The sequence below is a fragment of the Pseudomonas sp. MONT-RG-20F-20-E-7-02 genome (genome assembly GCF_022662395.1).
Lineage (GTDB): Bacteria > Pseudomonadota > Gammaproteobacteria > Pseudomonadales > Pseudomonadaceae > Aquipseudomonas.
Map to the genome: position 1 here is coordinate 239,879 of NZ_JAKNQN010000003.1, position 23,419 is coordinate 263,297.

General features: G+C 61.6%; 19 protein-coding genes. 14 read left to right on the forward strand and 5 right to left on the reverse strand.

Translation table 11 applies throughout. The features are described from left to right. The first annotated feature begins 75 nt into the window (after positions 1-75). The 3 genes from L8I05_RS10125 to L8I05_RS10135 all read left to right on the forward strand — a co-directional run bounded on the left by L8I05_RS10125 (position 76) and on the right by L8I05_RS10135 (position 2,326). Complete coding sequence (locus L8I05_RS10125) at positions 76-834, forward strand: hypothetical protein (RefSeq protein ID WP_242168685.1); 759 nt, start codon at positions 76-78, stop codon at positions 832-834. 107 nt (positions 835-941) lie between these two features. Continuing rightward, complete coding sequence (locus L8I05_RS10130; protein ID WP_242168687.1) at positions 942-2,015, forward strand: serine hydrolase; 1,074 nt, start codon at positions 942-944, stop codon at positions 2,013-2,015. After that, positions 2,012-2,326 (forward strand): amidase, encoded by a 315-nt coding sequence (locus L8I05_RS10135; protein ID WP_197624202.1) that lies wholly within the window; start codon positions 2,012-2,014, stop codon positions 2,324-2,326. Before L8I05_RS10130 ends, L8I05_RS10135 begins: the two co-directional genes overlap by 4 nt. A gap of 67 nt (positions 2,327-2,393) precedes the next feature. Here the strand turns inward: L8I05_RS10135 and L8I05_RS10140 are convergent, their stop codons facing one another. After that, positions 2,394-2,687 carry a DUF3077 domain-containing protein gene (locus L8I05_RS10140; RefSeq protein ID WP_145162787.1) on the reverse strand — a complete coding sequence of 98 codons (294 nt, stop codon included), beginning with the start codon at positions 2,685-2,687 and terminating at the stop codon, positions 2,394-2,396. A gap of 391 nt (positions 2,688-3,078) precedes the next feature. Between L8I05_RS10140 and L8I05_RS10145 the strand changes: the two genes are divergently transcribed. The 7 genes from L8I05_RS10145 (at position 3,079) to L8I05_RS10175 (ending at position 10,422) form a co-directional block, all read left to right on the forward strand. Then, complete coding sequence (locus L8I05_RS10145; protein WP_242168689.1) at positions 3,079-3,450, forward strand: colicin E1 family microcin immunity protein; 372 nt, start codon at positions 3,079-3,081, stop codon at positions 3,448-3,450. Between the two features lie 220 nt (positions 3,451-3,670). Continuing rightward, on the forward strand, positions 3,671-4,846 hold the full coding sequence (locus L8I05_RS10150; protein WP_242168691.1) for a M20 aminoacylase family protein: 1,176 nt from the start codon (positions 3,671-3,673) through the stop codon (positions 4,844-4,846). 59 nt (positions 4,847-4,905) lie between these two features. Continuing rightward, the gene (locus tag L8I05_RS10155) at positions 4,906-6,216 is read left to right on the forward strand and encodes a citrate-proton symporter (protein ID WP_242168693.1); all 1,311 of its coding nucleotides are present in this window, start codon (positions 4,906-4,908) and stop codon (positions 6,214-6,216) included. Further along, entirely contained in the window at positions 6,213-7,655 is a 1,443-nt protein-coding gene (locus L8I05_RS10160; RefSeq protein ID WP_242168695.1) for an amidase, read from the forward strand. Before L8I05_RS10155 ends, L8I05_RS10160 begins: the two co-directional genes overlap by 4 nt. 64 nt (positions 7,656-7,719) lie before the next feature. Continuing rightward, the gene (locus tag L8I05_RS10165) at positions 7,720-8,490 is read left to right on the forward strand and encodes a helix-turn-helix domain-containing protein (RefSeq protein ID WP_242168697.1); all 771 of its coding nucleotides are present in this window, start codon (positions 7,720-7,722) and stop codon (positions 8,488-8,490) included. A 191-nt stretch (positions 8,491-8,681) separates the two neighbouring features. After that, entirely contained in the window at positions 8,682-9,263 is a 582-nt protein-coding gene (locus L8I05_RS10170) for a YceI family protein (protein ID WP_177016189.1), read from the forward strand. Between the two features lies 1 nt (position 9,264). Further along, positions 9,265-10,422, forward strand: coding sequence for a phosphatidylserine/phosphatidylglycerophosphate/cardiolipin synthase family protein (locus L8I05_RS10175; RefSeq protein ID WP_242168699.1), 1,158 nt, complete (start codon positions 9,265-9,267; stop codon positions 10,420-10,422). Positions 10,423-10,442: 20 nt separating this feature from the next. Here L8I05_RS10175 and L8I05_RS10180 read toward each other — a convergent pair whose 3' ends face one another. Both L8I05_RS10180 and bglX read right to left on the reverse strand, forming a co-directional pair. Continuing rightward, positions 10,443-13,241: an autotransporter serine protease gene (locus L8I05_RS10180; RefSeq protein WP_242168701.1), complete on the reverse strand. Its 2,799-nt coding sequence runs from the start codon at positions 13,239-13,241 to the stop codon at positions 10,443-10,445. A gap of 416 nt (positions 13,242-13,657) precedes the next feature. Beyond that, positions 13,658-15,949 (reverse strand): beta-glucosidase BglX, encoded by a 2,292-nt coding sequence (gene bglX, locus L8I05_RS10185; RefSeq protein ID WP_242168703.1) that lies wholly within the window; start codon positions 15,947-15,949, stop codon positions 13,658-13,660. Between the two features lie 241 nt (positions 15,950-16,190). Between bglX and L8I05_RS10190 the strand changes: the two genes are divergently transcribed. The 4 genes from L8I05_RS10190 to L8I05_RS10205 all read left to right on the forward strand — a co-directional run bounded on the left by L8I05_RS10190 (position 16,191) and on the right by L8I05_RS10205 (position 19,679). Then, positions 16,191-16,802 carry a LemA family protein gene (locus L8I05_RS10190; protein ID WP_094953058.1) on the forward strand — a complete coding sequence of 204 codons (612 nt, stop codon included), beginning with the start codon at positions 16,191-16,193 and terminating at the stop codon, positions 16,800-16,802. Positions 16,803-16,820: 18 nt separating this feature from the next. Then, a complete protein-coding gene (locus L8I05_RS10195; RefSeq protein WP_242168706.1) occupies positions 16,821-17,552 on the forward strand; it encodes a YgcG family protein in 732 nt (243 codons plus the stop codon). A 31-nt stretch (positions 17,553-17,583) separates the two neighbouring features. Beyond that, positions 17,584-18,201 carry a TPM domain-containing protein gene (locus L8I05_RS10200; protein ID WP_242168709.1) on the forward strand — a complete coding sequence of 206 codons (618 nt, stop codon included), beginning with the start codon at positions 17,584-17,586 and terminating at the stop codon, positions 18,199-18,201. A gap of 260 nt (positions 18,202-18,461) precedes the next feature. Then, positions 18,462-19,679: an SAM-dependent methyltransferase gene (locus L8I05_RS10205; protein WP_242168711.1), complete on the forward strand. Its 1,218-nt coding sequence runs from the start codon at positions 18,462-18,464 to the stop codon at positions 19,677-19,679. A gap of 47 nt (positions 19,680-19,726) precedes the next feature. On the opposite strand, the gene L8I05_RS10210 is transcribed toward L8I05_RS10205, so the two are convergent. After that, positions 19,727-20,626, reverse strand: coding sequence for a DMT family transporter (locus L8I05_RS10210; RefSeq protein ID WP_197624151.1), 900 nt, complete (start codon positions 20,624-20,626; stop codon positions 19,727-19,729). Positions 20,627-20,835: 209 nt separating this feature from the next. Beyond that, positions 20,836-23,394 carry a TonB-dependent receptor gene (locus L8I05_RS10215; RefSeq protein ID WP_242168713.1) on the reverse strand — a complete coding sequence of 853 codons (2,559 nt, stop codon included), beginning with the start codon at positions 23,392-23,394 and terminating at the stop codon, positions 20,836-20,838. Positions 23,395-23,419 lie beyond the last annotated feature (25 nt).

Consider the following 23,419-nt stretch of genomic DNA (forward strand, 5'->3'; position numbering starts at 1 on the left):
CGCCCGTCCACCAATTAGACGGTGGGATGCTGATGCATATATGACGAAAAACCTTTGTTCAATAGGGAAAAAGACATGCCGAATTCAATCGAGTGGACCCTCCCTCCCGCGCAATGGGACGTTCAAGGCGCCGGGCATTTGCAGGGTTCACCCCTTGACGGCAAGACCGGAGTGAACCCTCAGGACGGCCGCAGCTATGGCACAAAAATGAGCAATCGCCCGGTCATTCTTGGTTCGCAGCTGTATGACTACCGGTGGATACATGATTACCCAAGGGGCAAACCTGAGAATATTTGGGGGGACTTCAGCCAGTGGGGGGCCGATAACTGCCTGGCCATCGCGGTGATCAAGCTGGCGATGATGCAATTCGGTAAAAGCCCGCTGGATGTATTCAAGTCTGTAAAAGAAACAGCCGATGGCTTTCAGATTGTCCTGAGAAACGGCGAGTCGACGTACCTGAGCAGAGAAGAACTCAAACAGGCCGCCGCCGCAGCGGGTTTCAAAGGCGAGGACCCTACGACGTTGCTGTACGCCAATTTCCTGTTTGCGGTCAGCGCCAAGCGTTACCTGGAGGCCGGGTATGGAACGTACAGCCAGGCCCTGAAGGTGCTGTGCAGTGGCGGCAGTAGCGCTGAATATGCCTTCAGGCGGCTGGGGTTATGGGAGCAGGTGGAACCCGTGTCGATCCACGAACTGGTTAACGGCAGGATGGGGATGTTCCAGTCTGGCAGCCATATTGAGTTTGCCGCTGATGGGCATGAGGAGCGCTGGGGGAAAAAGGGCGGTACGCCGCCCACCACTTCGATCTATCAAGCGTACGCGTTTAAGCCATGACCGGTTTTTTCAGCACAACCCTGGCCGCTGAGGAGGATCGCTGTCGCTAACTTGTCACTTTTCCGGGCTAGGCTCGCGGGCTTGAATGCCCCCTTGAGTTTGCGTCCATGGTCCGAGGCTTGTTGTGCGTTGCCCTGCTGTTTGTCACCGTCGCCGCCCATGCCGAAACCTGGCCTGACAAGGACTGGGCCAGGGGTGCGACGCTCTCGGGACCCGCTGTCGATGCTCTGGATAGCTACGCTTTTCCACCCCGTGACGACGCCACCCGCCAAGGCATTCGCACCGACGCGCTGCTGGTAATCCGCGATGGCGAGATCATCTACGAACGCTACGCCGCACCCACCACCGCCAGCACGCCGCACCTGACCTGGTCCGTCAGCAAAAGCCTGATGGCCACCGTGCTCGGCGTGGCCTACGGCGAAAACCGCTTCAAACTCACCGACCCCGCCGCACGCTTCTACCCGCCGATGAAACAGCACCCCAAGGTGACCCTGGCCGACCTGCTGCACTGGGCCTCGGGCCTGGATTGGCAGGAAGACTACGAATACGCGCCGCTGAAATCCTCGGTGGTGGCGATGCTCTACACCCGAGGCCGCGCCGACATGGCCGAGTTTGCCGCCGACACCGAAGCCGCCGCCGCACCGGGCCAGGCCTTCCGTTATTCCAGCGGCGACAGCAACATCCTCTCCGCCGCGCTCAAAGGCATGCTCGGCCACAAGGCCTATATGAGTTACCCGTGGGATGCGCTGTTCAAGCCGCTGGGCATTCACGACGCCACCTGGGAAACCGACGCCGACGAAACTTTCGTCGCCTCGTCCTATGCCTACCTCACCGCTCGCGACTTGGCGCGGGTCGGCCTGCTGATGGCGCGCGACGGTCGCTGGGGTGAGCAGCAGTTGCTGCCCAGAGAATGGGTCGCCTTCAACCGCAAACCCTTCGACAAGTACAAACCCGGCCAGGACGAAGCCGTGCCCGGTGGGCAATGGTGGCTCAACCAGGGCGCCCCAAAACCATGGCCCGACGCACCCGCCGACACCTTCGCCGCCCTCGGCCACTGGGGCCAGGCGCTGTACGTGCTGCCCGATGAACACCTGGTGATCGTGCGTTATGGCGATGACCGCGACGGCACGTACCGCCACAACGAACTGCTCAAACGCGTGCTTGCGGCGGTGCAACCATGATTCGTCGTCATCCGTTTATCAGCGTTTTTCTGCTGCTGTTACTGGCCCTGCTGGGCTGGGTGTGGCACGAACGCGTCAACCTGCAAGCCTTCCCCGACATCATCGCGGCGTACACGGCCAAGGAGTACTGCTCGTGCCGGTATGTGCAGAACAATCCCGCCGAGTATTGCCTCGGGTATGTGAAGCAATACGTGCCGACCAGCGCATTCAGCGACAACCCGGAGCGCAGTGAAGTGACGGCGAGCGGGTTGGGGCGCACGCACACGGCGCGGTGGCTAGGCGACCGTCAAGGCTGCCGCCTCAACCCCTGACACACCCAGGATTTTCTGTGGGAGCAGGCAAGCCGGCGCCCGATGCACTGCACCGGGCGCGAACGACTTACTGCGGGGTTTGATTACCAGGCTGCATAGCCAGCAGCAAGTCATCAATGATGGCCTTACCCATTTCCCCCAGGTAATGCGAGGCGAATGCAAACTTCTCCGCCTTGGGATCCATGGCGGCTTCAAGGGAGAGCATTTTCGCGTAATAGAGCACGTGGGATGCGTGTTCGAGGGCTTCTACGAGCGGAACCCCGGCGTTGACGCGGAACACTTTCAGATGGCTTTTGTTCTCTCCGCAGTCTGCGAAGGTGGCGGCGCCGATGGTTTCGGCTGAGGGTATTTCGTACGGCATAAGCTTGCTCCTTTGGTACAACCAAAAAGAGCTGCCAGTCACGATTCCAAGCGTGGGGGTGGCAGCTGTACGCAGGTTGGAATCCGAGAAGAAGCGACTCGGCAGGCACAAGGCCTCCCACGCACAGCCGCCATAAAGCACAAACAGCGGGCACAAAAAAGCGCCGACTGATTGTATGACGACGCTGTAGCGTCTTCTTTCTCGGGATTCCACGCCCGGTCACTGATGAGCAGCGACGGAGGCGAGGTTAACTCTATGCACGCGCCGTCGCAACCGGTGGCCAATAGCTGTCCGCAATCTGCGCTGTGCTTCCAGTGCGCGCCCCTGTAGTAACCTTGCCCGCGGCCGACCCCACTCACGTCGGCCGTTAACAGGCATAGAAAGGAGACTTATGACGCTGGGGCGCAAGGCCGAAAACTACTTCAGGATGATGAGAACGCGAATGGGCCTGGAGAAAAACTATTATTTAAAAAGCTTCGTTATTGCGCTGTTTATTTTTTGCATGAGCGTCTCCGTTTTTAAATCAAGCGATAAGGCCACCATCTATATCTTGATCTGCGGGGTTAATGCGCTGTTGTTCCCGCTGGCCAGGCGTGCAGTTGAAAACGTTGTCTTTCGTTTTACTGGAAAAGATTTTTGGGCGACACATCCCCTACGGGCCGCCGCATCTCATGGTGGTCACGTACTGCTATGGATGTTTTATTTCGTTTTTGCCATTCCGCTTGGCGCCTTTTATGGGCTGTGGTTGTGGCTGAAAAAATAGTGCCCGTTCGCGTGGCCTCTGCTTTCTGAGAGCGGAACCTCTATTTGTTGGCCCCCTCGTTTTGGGGGCGCTTCGCCCCCCGGCGCAAGCAAGCTTGCTCGCCACAGGAGCAGGTTCCACCCAGTGGAACCACCTTTGATTGTCCTCCCGCCCACATCGCGGTTAGCTGGCGATGTGTCGCAAACAAGAACGGGAACACCCGCCTGTGAGGAGAATCACCATGCGCCCACACCAGCACATTCTGGATTGGCTCAGCGACGTCGCCAGCGACTTGCACGCCGTGCGTCAAGACATCCACGCCCATCCCGAACTCGGTTTTGAAGAAAACCGCACCTCGGCGCTCGTCGCGCAATCCTTGAGAAATTGGGGTTATGACGTGCACACCGGCATCGGCAAAACCGGTGTGGTCGGCGTGCTGCGCAATGGCAGCAGCTCGCGTACGTTGGGCATTCGCGCCGACATGGACGCCTTGCCCATCATCGAAAACACCGGTGCGGCCTACACCAGCCAGCACGCCGGGTGCATGCACGCCTGTGGGCATGACGGCCACACCACCATGCTGCTCGGCGCCGCGCGTTACCTGGCGGCGACGCGGCAATTCGACGGTACGTTGAACCTGATTTTCCAGCCCGCCGAAGAAGGCCAGGGCGGCGCCGAGGCGATGTTGGCGGACGGTTTGCTCGAGCGTTTCCCCTGTGACGGCTTGTTCGGGATGCACAATATGCCAGGCTTGCCCGCTGGGCATTTGGGCTTGCGGGTCGGCCCGATGATGGCGTCCCAGGACTTGCTGACTGTGACGCTGGAAGGCGTCGGCGGGCATGGTTCCATGCCGCATTTGACGGTGGACCCGTTGGTTGCGGCGGCGAGTATGGTCATGGCGTTACAGACGGTGGTGTCGCGCAACATCGACACCCAGGAAGCCGCCGTGGTCACGGTCGGCGCGCTGCAAGCAGGGCAGGCCGCCAATGTGATTCCTCAGCAAGCCCTGTTGCGCCTGAGCCTGCGCGCACTGAACCCCAAAGTGCGCGAGCAGATGCTGGAGCGCGTCAATGCCATCATCCAAACCCAGGCCGCCAGCTTCGGCTGCACGGTGCAGATCGAACACCGCCCGGCCTACCCGGTGCTGGTCAACCACGCCGAAGAAACCGAGTTCGCCCGCCAGGTCGGCGTGGCCTTGCTCGGCGCCGAGGCGGTGGACGGCAACACCCGCACGCTGATGGGCAGCGAAGACTTCGCCTGGATGCTGCAACGCTGCCCCGGCAGTTACCTGTTTATCGGCAACGGCGTGTCGCGGCCGATGGTGCATAACCCCGCCTATGACTTTAACGACGACATCCTGCTGACCGGCGCCGCCTATTGGGGCGCGCTGGCCGAGAGCTGGCTCAAGCCTGCCTGACGACCACCTTTTTTCTGCCGCTGGACCCTTGCCCTTATCGGTTGAATGGAGTGTTCCTCATGCAGATTTCAAAACCCGGTGTTTCGCGCACCCGCCAGGTGGTGGCGGCGGTGATCGGCAACGCGCTGGAATGGTATGACTTTATCGTTTACGGCTTTCTGGCCAGCATCATCGCCCGGCAGTTTTTCCCCTCGCAGGACGAATACGCCTCGCTGTTAATGGCCCTGGCCACCTTCGGCGTGGGCTTTTTCATGCGCCCGGTGGGCGGCATCCTGCTGGGCATCTACTCCGACCGCAAAGGCCGCAAGGCGGCGATGCAGTTGATTATCCGGCTGATGACGGTGTCCATCGCGCTGATCGCCTTTGCGCCCAATTACGCCGCCATCGGCATGGGCGCGCCGTTGCTGATCGTGGTGGCGCGCATGCTTCAAGGCTTTGCCACCGGCGGTGAATACGCGAGTGCCACGGCGTTTCTGGTGGAGAGTGCACCGGCCCATCGCAAGGGCTTGTATGGCTCCTGGCAATTGGTGGGGCAATGCCTGGCGGTGTTTGGTGGTGCGGCGATGGTGGCGCTGGCCACGCATTTCTTTTCGCCGCACACCCTCGACCTGTGGGGCTGGCGTGTGCCGTTCGTATTGGGTTTGCTGATCGGCCCGGTGGGGCTGTGGATTCGCCGGCACATGGAAGACCCGGAAGAGTTCATCCAGGCGCGCAAACAGGCCACCGGCCCGGCGCCGAGTTTGATGGACGTGCTGCGTGAGCATCGACGCAGCATCCTGGTGTCGATGGGCCTGGCTTGCGGCGCGACGGTGTCGTTCTACGTGGTGCTGGTGAACATGCCGACCTTCGCCCACAAAAGCCTCGGCCTGCCGCTGGACCAAGTGCTGATGGTGCAGATGTTTGCGGTGGCGCTGATGACCGTGGTGATTCCGCTGTCCGGCCTGCTCTCGGATCGCCTCGGGCGGCGCCCGGTGTTGATGGCTTTCACCCTGGCCTTCTTCGTGATGGTCTATCCGTTGTATGTGTGGGTGGCCGCTGCGCCGTCCATCGAGCGTTTGCTGGTGATGCAAGTGCTGCTCTGCACGGCCATCGGCGGTTTCTTTGGCCCGGCGCCGACGGCCTTGGCCGAGCAGTTTCCTATCGAGGTGCGCTCGACCGGCGTGTCGGTGGCCTATAACGTGGCGGTGATGGTGTTCGGCGGCTTTGCGCCGTTGATCGTCACCTGGCTGACCAAAGTGCTGGGTACGCCAGTGGCGCCATCGTTTTACGTGCTGTTCGCTTGCGTGCTGACGCTGCTGGGCACTTACTGCATGCAGGAGGCACCGCGGGCGAATAGGCCGCTGCCGTTTTCAAGTGAGGTGAAGCCTTGAGCATTGTTGAGTGGGACGCGACTGAGCTGTCGCGGGCGATTCATGCGCGGCACGTGTCGTGTGAAGAGGTGATGCACGCGTACCTGGCGCAGATCCAGCGCTTCAACCCGCGCGTGAATGCGCTGGTGTCGTTGCGCGACGCCGATGATGTATTGGCCGAGGCGCGGGCCTGTGATCGCGAACTGGCCCTGGGCCAATCGCGCGGCTGGATGCACGGCATGCCCCAGGCGATCAAGGACCTGGCCGCCACCCAGGGCTTGCGCACCACCTTGGGCTCGCCGTTGTTTGCCGAGCATGTGCCCAGCGAAGATGCAATCAGCGTGGCACGGGTGCGGGCCAGCGGCGCGATCATTATCGGCAAGACCAACGTGCCGGAATTCGGCCTCGGCTCGCAGACCTACAACACCCTGTTCGGCACCACCAGCAATGCCTATGACCCACGCCGGGTGGCGGGCGGCAGCAGTGGCGGGGCGGCGGTGGCCCTGGCGCTGCGCATGCTGCCGGTGGCCGATGGCAGCGACATGATGGGTTCGCTGCGCAACCCGGCCGCGTTCAACAATGTGTTTGGCCTGCGCCCGTCGCAAGGGCGCGTGCCGCACGGGCCGATGCCGGAAGTGTTCGTGCAGCAACTGGGCACCGAAGGCCCCATGGGCCGCAGTGTGACCGATGTGGCGCGGTTGCTGAGCATCCAGGCCGGTTACGACCCGCGGGTGCCGTTGTCATCCAAAGACGACCCGACGGTGTTCGGCGAACCCTTGCAGCGCGACTTTAAAGGCGCGCGCCTGGGTTGGCTGGGGGATTACAACGGTTACCTGCCGATGGACGACGGCGTGCTGAGCCTGTGCGAATCGGCCCTTGGCGATTTCGTCACGCTGGGGTGTGAGGTAGAAAGCTGCCAGCCGGCGTTTTCCCTGGCGCGGCTATGGCGCAGTTGGTTGGTGCACCGCCATTGGCTGGTGCACGGCAATCTCGGCGCGGCCTACGCCAACCCGCAAAAACGTGCGTTGCTCAAACCCGAGGCGCAATGGGAAGTGGAGGGCGGCCTGGGCTTGAGTGCCCAGCAGGTGTACCAGGCGTCGGTGGATCGCAGCGAGTGGTATCGCGCCCTGGCCACGTTGTTCGAACGTTACGATTTCCTGTTGCTGCCCACCGCCCAGGTGTTCCCTTTCGATGCACAACAGGCGTGGCCGCGCCTCGTTGGCGGGCGCGAAATGGACACCTACCACCGCTGGATGGAGGTGGTGATCGGGCCGACACTCGCCGGTCTGCCGAGCATGAGTATCCCGGTGGGGTTCAACCCTGGCGGCATGCCCATGGGCCTGCAGATCATCGGCCCGGCCCAGGCCGACCGCGCGGTGCTGCAATTGGCGTACGCCCATGAACAGTTGACCCAATGGGTGCAGCGCCGGCCACCGGCGTGCCTTGCATCGGGCAGTTGACGCGCAACCGGGCCTGTATCTTGCTGTGAACAATGATCATCCACCGGCAACAAGGAGATCGAACATGGGCAGCCACGCCGAGACAGGCACCGTACGGTCGGTTGAGCGCGCACTGGCAATTGTCGAATTGCTCGGTGAACACCAGGCGTTGGGGTTGGAGGAGCTGCATTATCTGACGCGCCTGCCCAAGGCCACCGTGTCGCGCATGTTGCTGACCCTGCAAGAGCAGGGTTGGGTCTATCGCGGCCTGAGCGATCGCCGTTATCGCCTGCGCGCCCAGCGCTTGTTCGGCGACACCCAGCAACGCTTCAAGCGCCAGGTGGTGGAAAGCGCCGCGCCGTGGCTGCTGGAATTGAGCGAACGCACTGGGCTGGTGGTGGATTTATCCTGTTTTGATGGCGAGCGCCTGGAGGTCATGGAAAGCGCGATCCCCAGCGTGCTGCGCAAGTTGTATCCGAACAATTGCCAGATCGTCGGCCAGCACGCCAGCCTGTTTCACTCGGCGATGGGCAAGGCGTGCCTGACGCAGCTGCCCGCCGAAGAGGTGCAACGCCTGGCGGGCCGCGATCATGTGGCGGCCGATGAGCAGTTGCACACCTGCGAGCAAACCCAGCACCAAGGGTTTGGCCAGCGCACCGAAGGTTATTGGGAATACACGGTGCGCCTGCCATTCCTGATACGCGCGGTGGCGTTGCCGGTGCAGGCCAATGGGCGGCTGGTCGGCAGCATGGCATTGCACTGGCCGATGCATCAGGCGCCGGTGGAGCGTGTGTTGAACCTGCATATGGCCAGCCTTGAAGCGACGGTGCGCGATGTGCAGCGGGCGCTGGCCTGACAGTCACCGCTGAACAAAAATGTGGGAGCTGGCTTGCCTGCGATTGCGGTCAGTCAGTGAATGAACCCGCTGACTGACACACCGCTTTCGCAGGCAAGCCAGCTCCCACCTTGTTCGGCTTTGTCAGTTACATTGCGCCCGGCACCCGGCACAGTTAAGGTTCGTCCAGGTTTTTTGCCTCACGAGTCTTTATGTTCAACGTCAAACCCCTCGCCTTCACGCTGCTGACGGCTGCCGCTCTGCCTGCCCACGCCGACTGGTATTTGGATAACGAATCCTCACGCCTGTCGTTCGTCACCACCAAAAATACCGAGATCGCCGAAGTGCAGCGTTTCCTGGTGTTGCACGGCAAGGTCGACAGTCAGGGCGCGGCGCAGCTGGAAGTGGAGCTTGAGTCAATCAACAGCGGCATTCCGCTGCGCGATGAGCGCATGCGCAATGACCTGTTCCAGATCAAGGCCTTTCCCGAAGCGCTGATCAGTGCACGGATCAACCTGCAACCCATCAATGATCTGGCCCCCGGCGCACAAGTGGAATTGCGCCTGCCCCTGAACGTCACCCTGCACGGCAAGACCCAAACCTACAGCGCCGAGTTGCTGGCCACGCGCCTGGATGACCGGCGCTTCCAGGTAGTGACCCTGGAACCGGTGGTGTTGCATGCCGAGGATTTCGATCTGGCGCCGGGTGTGGCGGCGTTGCGTAAGGCGGCTGGGTTGAAGTCGATCAGTTTGTCGGTGCCGGTGGGTGCGGTACTGATCTTTACGGCGCGTTGAGATGAGCGGCGCGGTGTTCCCGTGGCGCAGCGCCAACCGTTTCGAGTTGCTGATCGACGGGCCACGCTTTTTCCCGCAGATGCTGGTGGCGATTGCCCGCGCTGAGCAGCACGTCGATGTGGAGTTGTACCTGGTGGAAGCCGGGGCCTGCGCCGAGGCCATGGTGCAAGCGCTGGTGCTGGCCGCCGAACGTGGCGTGCGAGTGCGTTGCCTGTTTGATGATTACGGCAGCCTGGCGTTTACCTTGGGGTTGCGTAAACGCCTGACCGACGCCGGTGTGGAGTTGCGTTTCTATAATCGCCTGAGCTGGCGGCGCTGGATGCGCAACCTGTACCGCGACCACCGCAAGCTGTTGCTGGTCGACCAGCGTATCGCCGTGGTTGGCGGAACCGGGGTGACGGATGAGTTCTGGACGCCGGGGCAGGACACGGCCGATTGGCATGAAGTAATGGTGCAAATCAGCGGCCCCTTGGTGCTGGATTGGCAAGCGTTGTTCGACCGTCAGTGGCATGCGAATGCGGCGCGCCGCGAGTGGAAGCCCGCCACCCATTTCGGTTTGGCGCGCCTGCCCAAGGTGCCGGCGACCGGGCCGGGCCTGGGGCGCGTCGCGTATGCCGACGCCCGCCAGCACCGCGATATTTTGCAGTCGTTGATTCGCGCCTTGAACAGCAGCCAGCAACGTATTTGGCTGGCCACGCCGTATTTTCTGCCGACCTGGAGCGTGCGCCGTGCGTTGCGCCGCGCGGCCGGGCGCGGCGTGGATGTGCGTTTGTTGCTCACCGGGCCGCGCACCGATCACCCTTCGGTGCGTTACGCCGGGCACCGTTACTACCCGCGTTTGCTGCGTGCGGGTGTACAGATTTTTGAATACCAGCCGTGCTTTCTGCACCTCAAAATGGTGCTGGTGGATGATTGGGTCAGCATTGGCTCGTGCAATTTCGATCACTGGAATTTGCGCTTCAACCTGGAAGCCAATCTGGAAGCCTTGGACCCTGAGTTAACGCTGGCCGTGGCGGGCAGTTTCGAGCGTGATTTTGCAAAGAGTCAGGCGGTGAGCCTGGCGGCGTGGAAGGCCCGGCCGTTGTGGCGGCGGGTCAAGCAGCGGGTGTGGGGCTGGATTGATCGGTTGGTGGTGAACCTGTTGGATCGGCGGGGGTAGGGCGCCCCCGCCTTGGCTGACTAAAACTGCAACGTGTATTGCGCCGTGAGGCTTTGGTCGCGCGTGCGCTCACCGCGCTGTTGGCTGAAGCCGAAGTCCAAACTGCTGTCGCGGCTCAGGCGCGCGGTGGCGCCCAATTCCAGGCGGGTGCTGAGGCGATCCAACGGCGCACCGCTGACACTCATCACGCGGCCACCGTCCCAGGCTGCTTGCGTGGTCGGTTGCAGGTCGCCGCTGGCATGGGTGTAGGCCAGGCCGCCACGCAGGCTCAGCCATGACGGGCCGATTTGCGCCTTGCCCAGGTCGAGGTTGACCCGCACGCCACCGGTGGTCAGGTTGACGTTTTCCTTTGAGCCTTTGCCCTTCAGTGCAGCCATGCCGCCGCGTTCTTTGAAGCCTTCGCTGCGCTGTTGCACATTGGCCAGTTGCAGGTACGGCTGCCAGTCCCAGGCGTCATGACTGAACGTATAGTTGGCCTCGGCAAACGTCTGCACGGTGCGGCTGGCGTATTTGGCGCTCAGGCGGTTCTCGACGCCGGGGAAGCTGACGCGGCGTTTTGTCTCGATCTCATGTTGCGCATAGGCGATGCCGCCATACAGGCCGAACGCGTCCCACGTGTGGCCGGCGTGCAGGGCCAATTGATAAGTGTCGACGCTGGCTTTGCCACGCGAACCGGCCCGCACATCCGTACGGCCACTGCCCGCCACTACGCCCACGCGAGTGCCCTGTTCGAGTGTGTGGTCAAACCCAAGCAGCAGGCCTGTGGTGTTGTGGGCCGTGCGTGTGGTGTTGCTGTCGCCTGCAAGTTGGCCGGATTGACGCGGCAGTTGCACCCAGACGCCTTGGTGCCTGGCGTCGAGTGCGGCGACGCGGCTGTCTTGCGCCAGGCGCTGACGGTCGAGTGCGGCCTGGCGCACGACACGGCTGTTTTCAATCAGCACCGCTTGGGTGCTGGCATGCAGTTCGCCGCTCAACTGGTCGAGGGCTGAAGGCGCCTGCTCGGGAAACAGCGCGGTCAGGCGTTGCAGCAGTGGTGACGGCGAGGTTTCAGCATCCGCAGCATTGGCGACGGCGCGTTGGTTGGTCGTCTGCGCCGTTGAAGCCAGTGACTGGCCGCGGCCAAACTCCACCAGTAAGTTATTGCCTTGCTTGACCTGGGAAACGCTGAGGAAAGGCGAGAACTCGCGGCGGTCAATCGAGGTGAATTCGCCAGTCAATGCACCTTGGGCCTGCAGGATGCTGTAGCGCTGGCCCAGGTAATAGTGATTGGGTTGCGCGCTCAGGTACAGCGAGCCACCGTTGATGGAGGCCTGGTTTTGGACTTGCAGTTTGGCTGGAGCTGCCTGGTCCGCAAGCCCGGTCATCAGGGTTGAGCCGGCGGCTTGTGTGTAATCGCCCGCCACGTCCAGGGAGCCGTTCAGGCGCAGCACGCCGCCGTCGACGTTGACGTCGCCCTTGAGCGCGTTGGTGCCGTCCAGCTCCAGGATGCCTTGCTTGAGCGTGGCCCCGGCGAAGCTGTTATTGCCGCTGAGGCGCAGCCAGCCGATGCCGGTTTTTTCCAGGCGACCGGGGCCGCCGATATCGTTGCGCCAATCATCCCAGGCACCGCCTTGCCAGACGATTGCGCCACCGGCAGGGCGGTCCATGTTCACCGAGGTGTCGACGCGCAACTGGCCGGGGCCGTCGATGGCTTTTTTCAGGTTCATCAAGCCCCAGCCGTAAACGTCGTCCACACCCGGCGCGCCGAGGTCGGTGGCGGTGGTGAGCAATATGTCGCGGATTTGCGGGTTGTCGAGGTAGGGGAAGCGTTCCATCAGCAGGGCCAGGCCGCCGGTGACGTGGGGGGCAGCCATGGAGGTGCCGGAACTTAACGCATAACCAAGCTCGGGTTTATCACCGGTGACTGCGAAGCCGTTGACGCCACCGTCTTGGTCATAATGGCTTTCGGTTTGTATTGAGCCGGTGACCCAAGAGGAGTTGATATCCGTTCCAGGTGCGGCCAGACACCAGTCTTTGCTGAAACCGCAGCGCTGGGAATGATCGCTCAACGTCAGCTCTTTAGTTAAGTTGACAACAGTCAACCAATACGGCTCCAGCTCTGCAATGGCACGTGGAAGGTTCGGGTGAAGCCCGGAATTTGGCGCATTTTGAGGGGAGTCGTTTGCTGCGGTTACGTTGCCTGCTGACCATACTTGCAGCATCCCATACTTGATAGTGTTGTCTGCTATGGCCTTAAGTTCCGAGTAAACAAGGCCTTCGGTTTGGCTTAATGCAATGTCCAGCTCTGCTTCATCCGCAGGCGAAAATGCACTCCCCCAACTATTATTGACGACACGCACATTCTGGCTGTGCAATTGGGCATAGGCGGCGTGTACCGACGCCGCTGTTGGGAGGGGCGCGCGCATAATATCTGTTATGGCAATGGGGCCTCCCAGGTAGGTATTACCGAATTTGCGCACGCTGCTCAAGTTGGCCGCGTAAGCCACACCATGGACTCCGGAGCCGTCACGATTGGCGAGTGCTGTGCCTGCAACGTGAGTACCATGCGCTTCGTACGTAGCACCTACAACTGCGAGATATTCATCAAGTTGTTTGCGTGTGAGGATGCCGTCGGCAATAGCTTCTTCAAGTTCGGCTAGTGCTTCGGGTGGCAATGAGTCGACAACGATCACTGCCGCCCGATCACCTTCGGTGTAGAAGCAGCCTCCCTCCAGCACGGTCCCACTCTTGCAACCGGTGTCAGCCATAAGCACGCCGATCGTTGGCTTCCCGGCAAACTCGCCGTGGCGCAGGTCGACTCCTGAGTCGTAAACCCCCATTTGCACCCCGGCGCCACTCAACCCTCGTGCATAAGCGAAGTCAGCGCCGATTGCCGCCAGCCCCCAGTTACTCTTGAACTCTTAACTGCGCCAGCTGGCCGCATCGTTCAGTCGGCCTTGTTCAACATAGCTCGCGGCTTCAACCGGCATGCCCGACAAGCAGCCGAATACACAGAGGATCAGAGCATTTCGCTTGAGTGATGATTGAACGGGTGCCTTTGCGGATGCCGTTCGGGCGTTTTCCGTGGGTGACATGGTCCACACACCTGCAAAAAAATGAGGCTGACAGGGTGTGCGAGGGGGGCGGGAGCGTGATGTAGGACTTGGCTTGTAGCGAGGAGGGAAAGTTAACTTTTTGCGGGGTTTGCTGATTCGGTGCGTAAGCCCCCTCTTCTAAAAAGAGGGGGCTACGCGTCTTACAACAACTCGAACGTCTGCTGCTGCACATCCTGGGAGTCGAGCCCGATCTGCACATTAAATTCGCCCGGTTCTGCGGCGAATTTGAGCTGGGTGTTGTAGAACTTCAAGTCCTCCTCGGTGATGGTGAAGTGCAACGTGCGCTCTTCACCGGCCTTGAGCATGACCTTCTGGAAGTTTTTCAGCTCCTTGATCGGGCGGATCATCGAGCCGGCCACGTCCTGGATATACAGCTGCACCACGGTTTCGCCGTCGACCTTGCCGGTGTTTTTCAGCGTGACGCTGGCGTCGAGCTTGCCGGTCTTGTTCAGGGTGGTGGACGACAGCGCCATGTCCGACAGGCTGAACGTGGTGTAGCTCAGGCCATAACCGAACGGAAACAACGGCCCGGTGGTGTCATCGAAGTATTGCGAGGTGTAGTTGCCCGGCTTGCCAGGGGTGAATGGCCGGCCGATGGTCAGGTGGTTGTAGTAGGTGGGAATCTGCCCAACCGAACGTGGGAAGGTGATCGGCAGCTTGCCCGATGGGTTGTAGTCACCGAACAGCACATCGGCGATGGCGTTGCCGCCCTCGGTGCCGGCGAACCAGGTTTCGAGGATCGCGTCGGCTTCTTTGTTCTCATCCACAATCGACAGCGGGCGGCCGTTCATCAACACCAGCACCAGTGGTTTGCCGGTGGCCTTCAACGCCTTGATCAGGTCGCGCTGGCTTTGCGGGATGTTCAGGTCGGTGCGGCTCGAGGATTCATGGGACATGCCCCGGGACTCGCCCACGGCAGCCACCACCACATCGGCATTCTTCGCGGCTTTTACCGCCTCATCAATCAGCACCTGCGGCGCGCGTGTGTCATCCACCACTTCCGGGGCATCGAAGTTGAGGAAGTTGAGGTAGTCGACCACGGCCTTGTCGTTGGTGATGTTGGCGCCACGCGCGTAGATCACTTTGCCTTTTTCGCCGATCACCGCGTTGAGGCCGTCAAGCAGTGTCACCGATTGCGCCGGTTTGCCGGCGGCGGCCCAGCTGCCCATCATGTCGATCGGCGCCTTGGCCAGCGGGCCGATCAGGGCGATGGTCGCGGATTTTTTCAGCGGCAGGGTGTTGTTCCGGTTTTTCAGCAACACCAGGCTGCGGCGCGCGATATCGCGGGCGTCGCTGCGGTGCAGGCGGCTTTCGGCGTCGGTGTCGGCCGGGTCATCCTCGGCTTTGCCGATGCGCAGGTACGGGTCCTTGAACAGGCCCATGTCGTACTTGGCGCCGAGCACTTCGCGCACGGCGTTGTCGATGTCGCTTTGTTCGATTTCGCCGGACTTGAGCAGGCCGGGCAGTTCCTTGCCGTACAGCGAGTCGTTCATGCTCATGTCGATGCCGGCCTTGATCGCCAGCTTGGCGGCTTCACGCCCGTCCTTGGCCACGCCGTGTTTGATCAGCTCGACAATTGCGCCATGGTCGCTGACGGCCAGGCCTTTGAAGCCCCAGTCTCTGCGCAGCAGGTCGTTCATCAGCCAGGTGTTGGCGGTGGCGGGTACGCCGTTGATCGAGTTCAACGCCACCATCACGCCACCGGAACCGGCCTTGATCGCCGCGTGGTAGGGCGGCAGGTAGTCCTGGTACATCTTGACCGGGCTCATGTCGACCACGTTGTAGTCGCGACCGCCTTCCACCGCGCCGTACAGGGCGAAGTGCTTGACGCTGGCCATGAGGCTGTCGGCATTGGCCGGGCTGGTGCCCTGGAAAGCCTTGACCATCACTTCGGCGATGCGCGAGACCAAATAGGTGTCTTCGCCGAAGCCTTCGGACGTACGGCCCCAACGCGGGTCGCGGGAGATATCGACCATCGGCGCAAAGGTGATGTCGAGGCTGTCGGCGGCGGCTTCCTGGGCGGCGATGCGCCCGGAGCGGCCGATGGCGTCCATGTCCCAGCTGGAGGCCAGGGCCAGGCTGATCGGGAAAATTGTGCGGTGGCCGTGGATCACGTCATAGGCGAAGAACATCGGGATCTTCAACCGGCTGCGCATGGCCGCGTCCTGCATCGGACGGTTTTCCGGGCGGGTGATCGAGTTGAACGTGCCGCCGATGCGGCCGGCGGCGATTTCCTTGCGGATCAGCTCGCGGGGCATTTCGGGGCCGATGCTGATCAGGCGCAACTGGCCGATCTTCTCATCCAGGGTCATCTGCTTGAGCAGGTCGCTGACAAAGGCGTCCTTGTCTTTAAGCGCAGCAGGCTTTGTTTCTGCCCACACGGGGTGACTGGCCAGAGTGGCAACAAGGCCGAGCAAACACAGCTTCTTCATGAATATCCTTTTTCGGCTCACTGCACAGCGAAAATGCGCTGTTCTGCCAAAATGTGGGGAACATATGTTGTTGTTCGAGTGTTATTGCAGTAAATGCACGACACTTGTGAACTCTTATTCGCGCTGGGCATCTTTTTAGCTGATTGGCTCGACGCAATCCAGTGGTGGCGGATTATGCCCCAAGCGCGCGGTTTATAGGGTTAGTCGTCACATTCCATCCAGTTTGGGCAGGAGAAATACCATGCAAGCAGCACAAGGTTACCGCTGGGGCTTGAAAGCCGCGGCTTTGCTACTGATCAGCAGCGTGCTGAGCGGTTGCGGCATCAACACGATTCCGACTCTGGATGAACAGGCCAAGGCGGCCTGGGGCCAGGTGCAGAACCAGTACCAACGGCGCGCCGACCTGATCCCCAACCTGGTGGAAGTGGTCAAGGGCTACGCCGCCCATGAACAAGACACCCTCACCGCCGTGATTGAAGCGCGGGCCAAGGCCACTTCGATCCAGGTCGACGCCAGCACCCTCGACAACCCGGAAAAACTCAAGCAGTTCCAGCAAGCCCAGGATGGCTTGAGCGGCGCCCTCAGCCGCTTGATGGTGGTGTCCGAACGCTACCCGGACCTCAAAGCCAACCAGAACTTCCTGGCCCTGCAGTCCCAACTTGAAGGCACGGAAAACCGCATTGCCGTGGCCCGCCGCGACTTTATCCAGGCCGTGCAGGCGTACAACACTGAAATCCGTACCTTTCCAGGCCGCCTGTGGCACAGCGTGATGTACAGCGACTTGCCGATCCGCGCCACATTTGAGGCCACCAGTGCCGACGCCGATAAAGCGCCGCAAGTGAAGTTCAAATAAGGCTTCTCTGAGGTGTCGATGCGTTTATTACGGATAGGCTTGGCGCTGTGGTTGCTGGCCTGCGTCGGTGCGGCCCAGGCGGCGCTGACGTTCCCGCCATTGACCGGACGGGTGGTGGACACTGCCCAGATGATCGACCCGGCGGTACGTGCGCAGATTACCCAGCAATTGCAGGCGCTGGAGCAAACCTCCGGCGACCAGATCGTGGTGGTCACCGTGCCCGACCTGCAAGGTGTGCCCATTGAGGACTACGGTTATCAATTGGGCCGCCAGTGGGGCATCGGCCAGAAGGGCAAGGACAACGGCGCGCTGTTGATCGTCGCCCGCGATGAGCACAAGTTGCGCATCGAAGTCGGCTATGGCCTCGAAGGCGTGCTGACCGATGCGCAGTCGTGGGTGATCATCAACCAGGTGATCGCGCCCAAGTTCAAGGCCGGCAATTACAGCCAGGGCATCAGCGACGGCGTCTCGGCAATGGTGCAGGTGGTGGGCGGCGAGCCGCTGGCGGTGCCTGCCCATGTGGCGGATGCGAATTTTGCCAAGGATAATCCCGGGTTCTCGATCGGCTTGTTCATTCTGCTGATCGGCGTGTTGTGGCTGTGCAATCGCCTGGGCCTGCCGGTTGGCGCTATTTTGCTGGCTATTCTCAGCAGCAGTGGGCGCGGCGGCGGCGGTGGGGGCGGCGGCGGTGGTGGCTTCAGAGGCGGCGGTGGTGGTTTCGGCGGCGGTGGTGCCTCAGGTGGCTGGTAATGACAATAACTAGAAAGGGGCATCTACAACCATGGCATTACTGAGTGAGCACGAGCAACGGCAAGTCGCCGAGGCGATCGCCCGCGTCGAAAAAAACACCGATGCCGAACTGGTGACGGTGCTGGCGGCGCGTGCCGACGATTACGCCTATATCCCGCTGTTGTGGGCCAGCCTGATCGCCCTGGTGGTGCCCGGCGTGGTGCATTACTTGTCGGGTTACCTGACCATGTACACCTTGTTGTTGGCGCAGTGGGCGACATTCATCGTGTTGTGCCTGATATTTCGCCTGCCCAAGGTCACCACCCGCTTGATCCCGCGTTCGGTACGGCACTGGCGCGCGTCCAACCTGGCGCGCCGGCAGTTCCTGGAGCAGAACCTGCACCACACAGTGGGCGGCACCGGCGTGCTGATTTTTGTCAGCGAGGCGGAGCGCTATGTGGAGATTCTGGTGGACGAGGGTATTTCCAAGCGGCTGGATGACAGCAGTTGGGATGGCATCGTCAAGGCGTTTACCCAGCAGGTGAAACAGGGGCACACGTTGGCCGGGTTTGTTGCGTGTATTGAGGCGTGTGGGGAATTGCTGAAGGTGCATGTGCCGGTGACGCAGACGCGTAATGAGCTGCCGAACCGCCTGATCGTGCTGGAATAACCCACACCACTCAGAACTCATAGGGGAGCTGCTTTTCTGTGGGAGCCGGGCTTGCCCGCGATGGCATCGGCTCGGTTTGCCTGATGGACCGAGTTGGCTGCATCGCAGCGGCGCGACGACTCGACAAGCCAGCTCCCACAGAAAAGCAGTTCCACATTTGGTTTGCGGCGGCTGAGCGACCGTTGATCAAATAACCCCGTGCCCTAAACCCTTATCCCCCCTAAAATGCCCGGCATTCCCAGCCCGAGGCGTTTTTGTTCATGTCCGTCACCGCTCAACCTGCCCGCCCTGCGCCGGATCATCACGCCCAGTTCATCGAACTGCTGAGCGCAAGCCTGGCGCAGAACGCGTTTATCAAGCTGGTGCTGGCCAAGTACGTCGGTGAGGAAGCCGAGCTGCAACGGCTGATCATCAAGCCTGTGATGGTCAAGGAACAGGCGTGCCTGTCCTTCGTCTACCGCTATAAGACCCGCGACATCACCAAGAACTTGCCCCTGGCCGATGGCGTGGCGGCGATTGCCGAGCTGCTGCCGGCGTCGTTCAAGAATGCGCACTTGCTGTCGCTGACCGACGAAGCCCAGCTGGAATACAGCAAGAAGAACAAAAGCTCGCTGTTCAAAAGCAAGCCGCAGCAATTGCGTGAGGCGCCGTCCGCCGAGCACAACCGCGAGAAGAATCGCTTCCTCGACCTGAGCCGGCCGTTCCTCGCCGACCTTGGCGTGACCGATGCCAAGCAGGCGCTGATCCCGTCGATGTCGCGCAAGTGGAAGCAGATCAACAAGTTCATCGAAGTGTTCAGCCATGCGCTGACCTCGTCACCGTTGAAGCTCGACCAACCGGTGCGCGTCGCCGACTTTGGTTCGGGCAAGGGCTACCTGACGTTCGCCATTCACGATTACCTGCGCAACACCCTCAAGGCCGAGGGCGAAGTGACCGGCGTGGAATTGCGCGAAGACATGGTGACCCTGTGCAACACCGCCGCCGCGCGCCTGGAACATCCGGGGCTGGTATTCAAGTGCGGTGACGTGCGCAGCGTGGCGCCGAGCGAGCTGGACGTGATGATCGCGCTGCATGCCTGTGACATTGCCACCGACTATGCGATCCACACCGGCATCCGTTCCGGCGCGTCGATCATCATGTGCTCGCCGTGCTGCCACAAACAGATTCGCCTGCAGATCCAGAGCCCGGTGCTGCTCAAGCCGATGCTGCAATACGGCCTGCACCTGGGCCAGCAGGCGGAAATGGTCACCGACAGCCTGCGCGCGTTGTACCTTGAAGCCTGCGGTTACGAGACCAAGGTGTTCGAGTTCATCTCGTTGGAGCACACCAACAAGAACAAGATGATCCTGGCGGTGAAGCGCAACGAGCCGGTGGACAATGCGCAGTTGCTGGAGAAAATCCAGGAATTGAAGGCGTTCTACCACATCAGCGAGCACTGCCTGGAAACCCTGTTGCGCGCGGATGGCTATTTAGGCTGAACACAGAACCAAAATGTGGGAGCTGGGCTTGTGTGGGAGCTCCCATATTAGATTGAGTCAGCCTTTACTATCGGCGCAGGCTGCACCGCCGTCTTGCGCCCCAGCATTACCGTCACGATGACCCCACAGGCAAACAGCCACGTAATCGGCTCGATATGTTCACCAAAGAACAACGCCGAAAAGGCGATGGTGAAGAAGATCTGCAACAGCTGAATCTGGCTGACCCGCGCAATCCCGCCCATCGCCAGCCCGGCGTACCAGGCGAAGAAGCCCAGGAATTGCGAAAACAGCGACACATACCCGAACGCCCACCAGGTGCGCATGGAAATCGCGCCCTGGTGCTGCGCCGCCAAGTACCACACCGGGCCGATCAACACGGGTGTGGACAGCACCAACGCCCAGCAGATCACCTGCCAGCCGCCCATCTCCTTGGCCAATCGGCCGCCTTCGGCATAGCCCAGGCCACCCACGGCAATTGCGCCGAGCATCAACAAATCTCCCGCCTGGATACTGCCCGCACCGGTGATCAGCGCATAACTCAGCACCAATGCACTGCCCAGCGCCGCGCAGGCCCAGAAGGCTTTCGACGGCCGCTCGTGGGACAGCCACGCCGCGTACAGCGCCACGCACAGTGGCTGCAGGCCGTTGACCAGCGCGCCATGGGAAGCCGGCAAGGTTTGCATGGCCCAGGCCGACAGCACCGGGAAGCCGAGGATCACGCCGGCGATCACCAGGCACAAGCCGCGCACCTGGCGCCAGGTCGGCCAGCGCTCGCGGCGCCACAGCAACAGCGCCGCCGCCGGAACTGCCGCGAACAAGGCGCGGCCCAGGCCGTTGAGCAATGGGTGGATTTCCTGCACGACGATGCGGGTGAAGGGCAACGTGAGGCTGAAGATGATGACGCCCAGCAGGCCGAGGGCCATGCCGGTGTTTTCGCGCGAGCTCATGATGGGGACCGAAATCTGGAGGGCTTCAAGGGAAACCCATCTAGCCACAGCCCCCGGCGTTTGGGGGCCTACAGCTGGGTGCGGATTTATCCGTACAGTTGAGGTCCTGTGGGAGCTGGCTTGCCTGCGATAGCGTCACCGCGGTCTATGCGTAAGACCGAGATGCTTGCATCGCAGGCAAGCCAGCTCCCACATTGACCGTGCCAGCCTTAGAAAAACCGCGTGATGCTGATCTTCGCATCGCGGCCCTTGGTGTAGGCGCGGTCGCCGCTCAGGGCCGGGCGGAAGTTGTTGTTGAGCAGGTTGTCCACGGTGAAATTCACCTCGGTGCCTTTCAGGTAAGCCTGTTGCGGTTTCCATTTGGCGAACAGGCCTTGGGTGTTGTAGGCCTTGTTGCCGTATTGGTCGTAGAACAGGTCGCCCACACTGCTGCCCGGGCCGCCGGAATATTTGTCACTGGGCAAGCGATCGGTCGCGCCGATGAACTGGCCCATCCAGCCCACCTGGGCATCCCAGGCCGGGATATTGGTGCCCAGTACCAGCACCCATTTGGTCGGTGGAATATCGCGGGCCGGCACGTCCGGGCCCCATGGGTTGGTGTAGGCGCCTTCGTGTTCGCCCTTGGCGTAGGCGAACGACACCGAGCCGAACAGGTAGGTGGAGTTGTAGAACGATTCCAGCTCAACGCCCTTGATGGTCAGGCCACCGATGTTGCGGTAGTTGGACATCGCTCCCGGCGGGCAGGCGTTGGAAATCGTGCCGCCATTGATGGCCTGGTTCTGGCAGCCGACGCCGGTGGCCTTGAAGATTTCGTCTTCGACCTTGTTGTGGAACAAGGTGGTGCGCACTTGCAGGTTGTCGTCCTGGGCGATCAGGTGATCGAAGCTGAAGACGCTGCCCACGGTGATCGAGGTGATGCGCTCCGGGTCCAGGTCGACGCTGGTGGCCGTGCGGCTGCCCAGGCCTTGCACCTCGTATTGTTCGTCGATGACCGGCGCGCGCCAGGTCTTGCTCCAGTTGGCGAACAGCCCCAGGTGCGGGGTGACGTTCCAGAACAGCGCCAGGCGCGGCGACCAGCCGGTGTAGGTGCGGTCGCTGTAATCGTGGCCAACGGCCGGGTCGGGATTGTTGTAGTACGGCGCGTCGTTGCCTTCGCCGCGATTGCGCACATGGTCGTAGCGCAGCGACGGCGTAATCGTCACATCGCCCACCGTGACCGCATCCTGGACAAAGAAACTGTTGGTATCGACCTTGCCGTGGGGCATGAAACCCGGCTGGAAATGCCCGTAGTTGTAGCGCGCGGTGTTGTAGGTGGAACCGGGCATCCACATTTCGGTTTCGCGGATGTGCTTGCGAATTTGCCCGCCGACGGTCACCGCGTGTTGCAGCGGCCCGGTGTCAAACAGGCTGACGTTGCGGATGTCGAGGTTCTTGTCGGTGTAGCCGGTGTCCATCTGGCGCCCGCCGGTAGCCAGCTGGAAAAACGCGGTGGCGTCACGGGCGTCGGTCTGGTCGGTGTTGGACTGCGAATACTTGACGGTCAGGTCCACCCACGGGTTGTCCAGCGGCGTGTATTCATACTTGCCCGACCACGTGGTGTCGGTGGTGTCGCGGTGCGCTAAAAAACGTTTCAACGCGTTTTCGTAGCCGTAGCGGTTGATGTTGGCCTGGGTCGGCGGTGTCGGGTAGCTGGCGGCGGAGAAGGGTGTCCAGCGATTGCTGTGGGAGCGCGAGTAGGACAAGCCAACGCTGTGCTCTTCGGTGAAGTGCGCGTTGACCTTGAACAGTTTGCCGTCCACGTCCTGGGCGCTGTTGGGCAGGCGCTGAGGGTTGATGGGGTATTCGTTGTTCTCGTTCGGCAACTTGGCGGCGACCTTCATATCGCCGCCGTCGCGTTGGGTCAGGTAGGCCAGCGCGTCGAAGCGGCCGTCGTCGGTACGGCCATAGACGGCGCTGCTGTAGACCTGTTCGTGGTCGTTGCTGGAGTAACCATATTTGAGCATCGCGCCGCTGTTGCGGCCGTCCTGCAGCAGGTCCGGCGCATCTTTGGTGGTCATGTTGACCGTGCCGCCAAACCCGCCGTTGCCGGTGAACGGCGAGTTGGGGCCTTTCTCCACCTCGATGCTTTTGATCAACTCGGGCTCGATAAAGACCGTGCCTTGCTGGTAGCGCTCGAAGCCGGTCTTGGTGGCGCCGTCGACGGTCATCGGCACGTCTTCGGCATCGCCGAAACCACGGATGTTGATGGTCTGGCCGCCGGGTTTCAGCGAGCCGCCCTGGCTCACGCCGGGCAAGGTCTGCAGCAGGCTGGGGATGTTATTGGACTGGTAACGGTCGATGTCGGCCTGGGTCATGGTCGAGCGGTTGACGGTGCTGGAGTCGACTTCGTTACCGGTGCCGATCACGCTGAGCGCGTCGAGTTGGATGGCGCCGCTGTGGCTGGTCTTGCCCTCGTCGGGGCGGACCACGTAGGTGCTGCCGACTTTGATCAGGGTGAACTCGCCGTTTTTCAGCAAGGTGCGAATCGCCACTTCCGGGGTGAAGTCGCCATTGAGTGCCGGCGCTTGCACGTTCTTGAGCAGGGTTTCATCGAACAGCAGCTGGATTTTTGCCTGCTGCGCCACTTGGCTCAGGGACGTGGCCAGCGACTGGGCCGGCAGTTGCAACGTGAACGACTCGGCCTGGGCACTGAGGCTGAACGCCAGGCAGGTGGCGATCAGGGTCGGTCGAAGAAACAGGTGCGAAGCGTGGCAAGGCGCGCGAAACATGAAATCCCCCGGGGTGGCCAAGTGG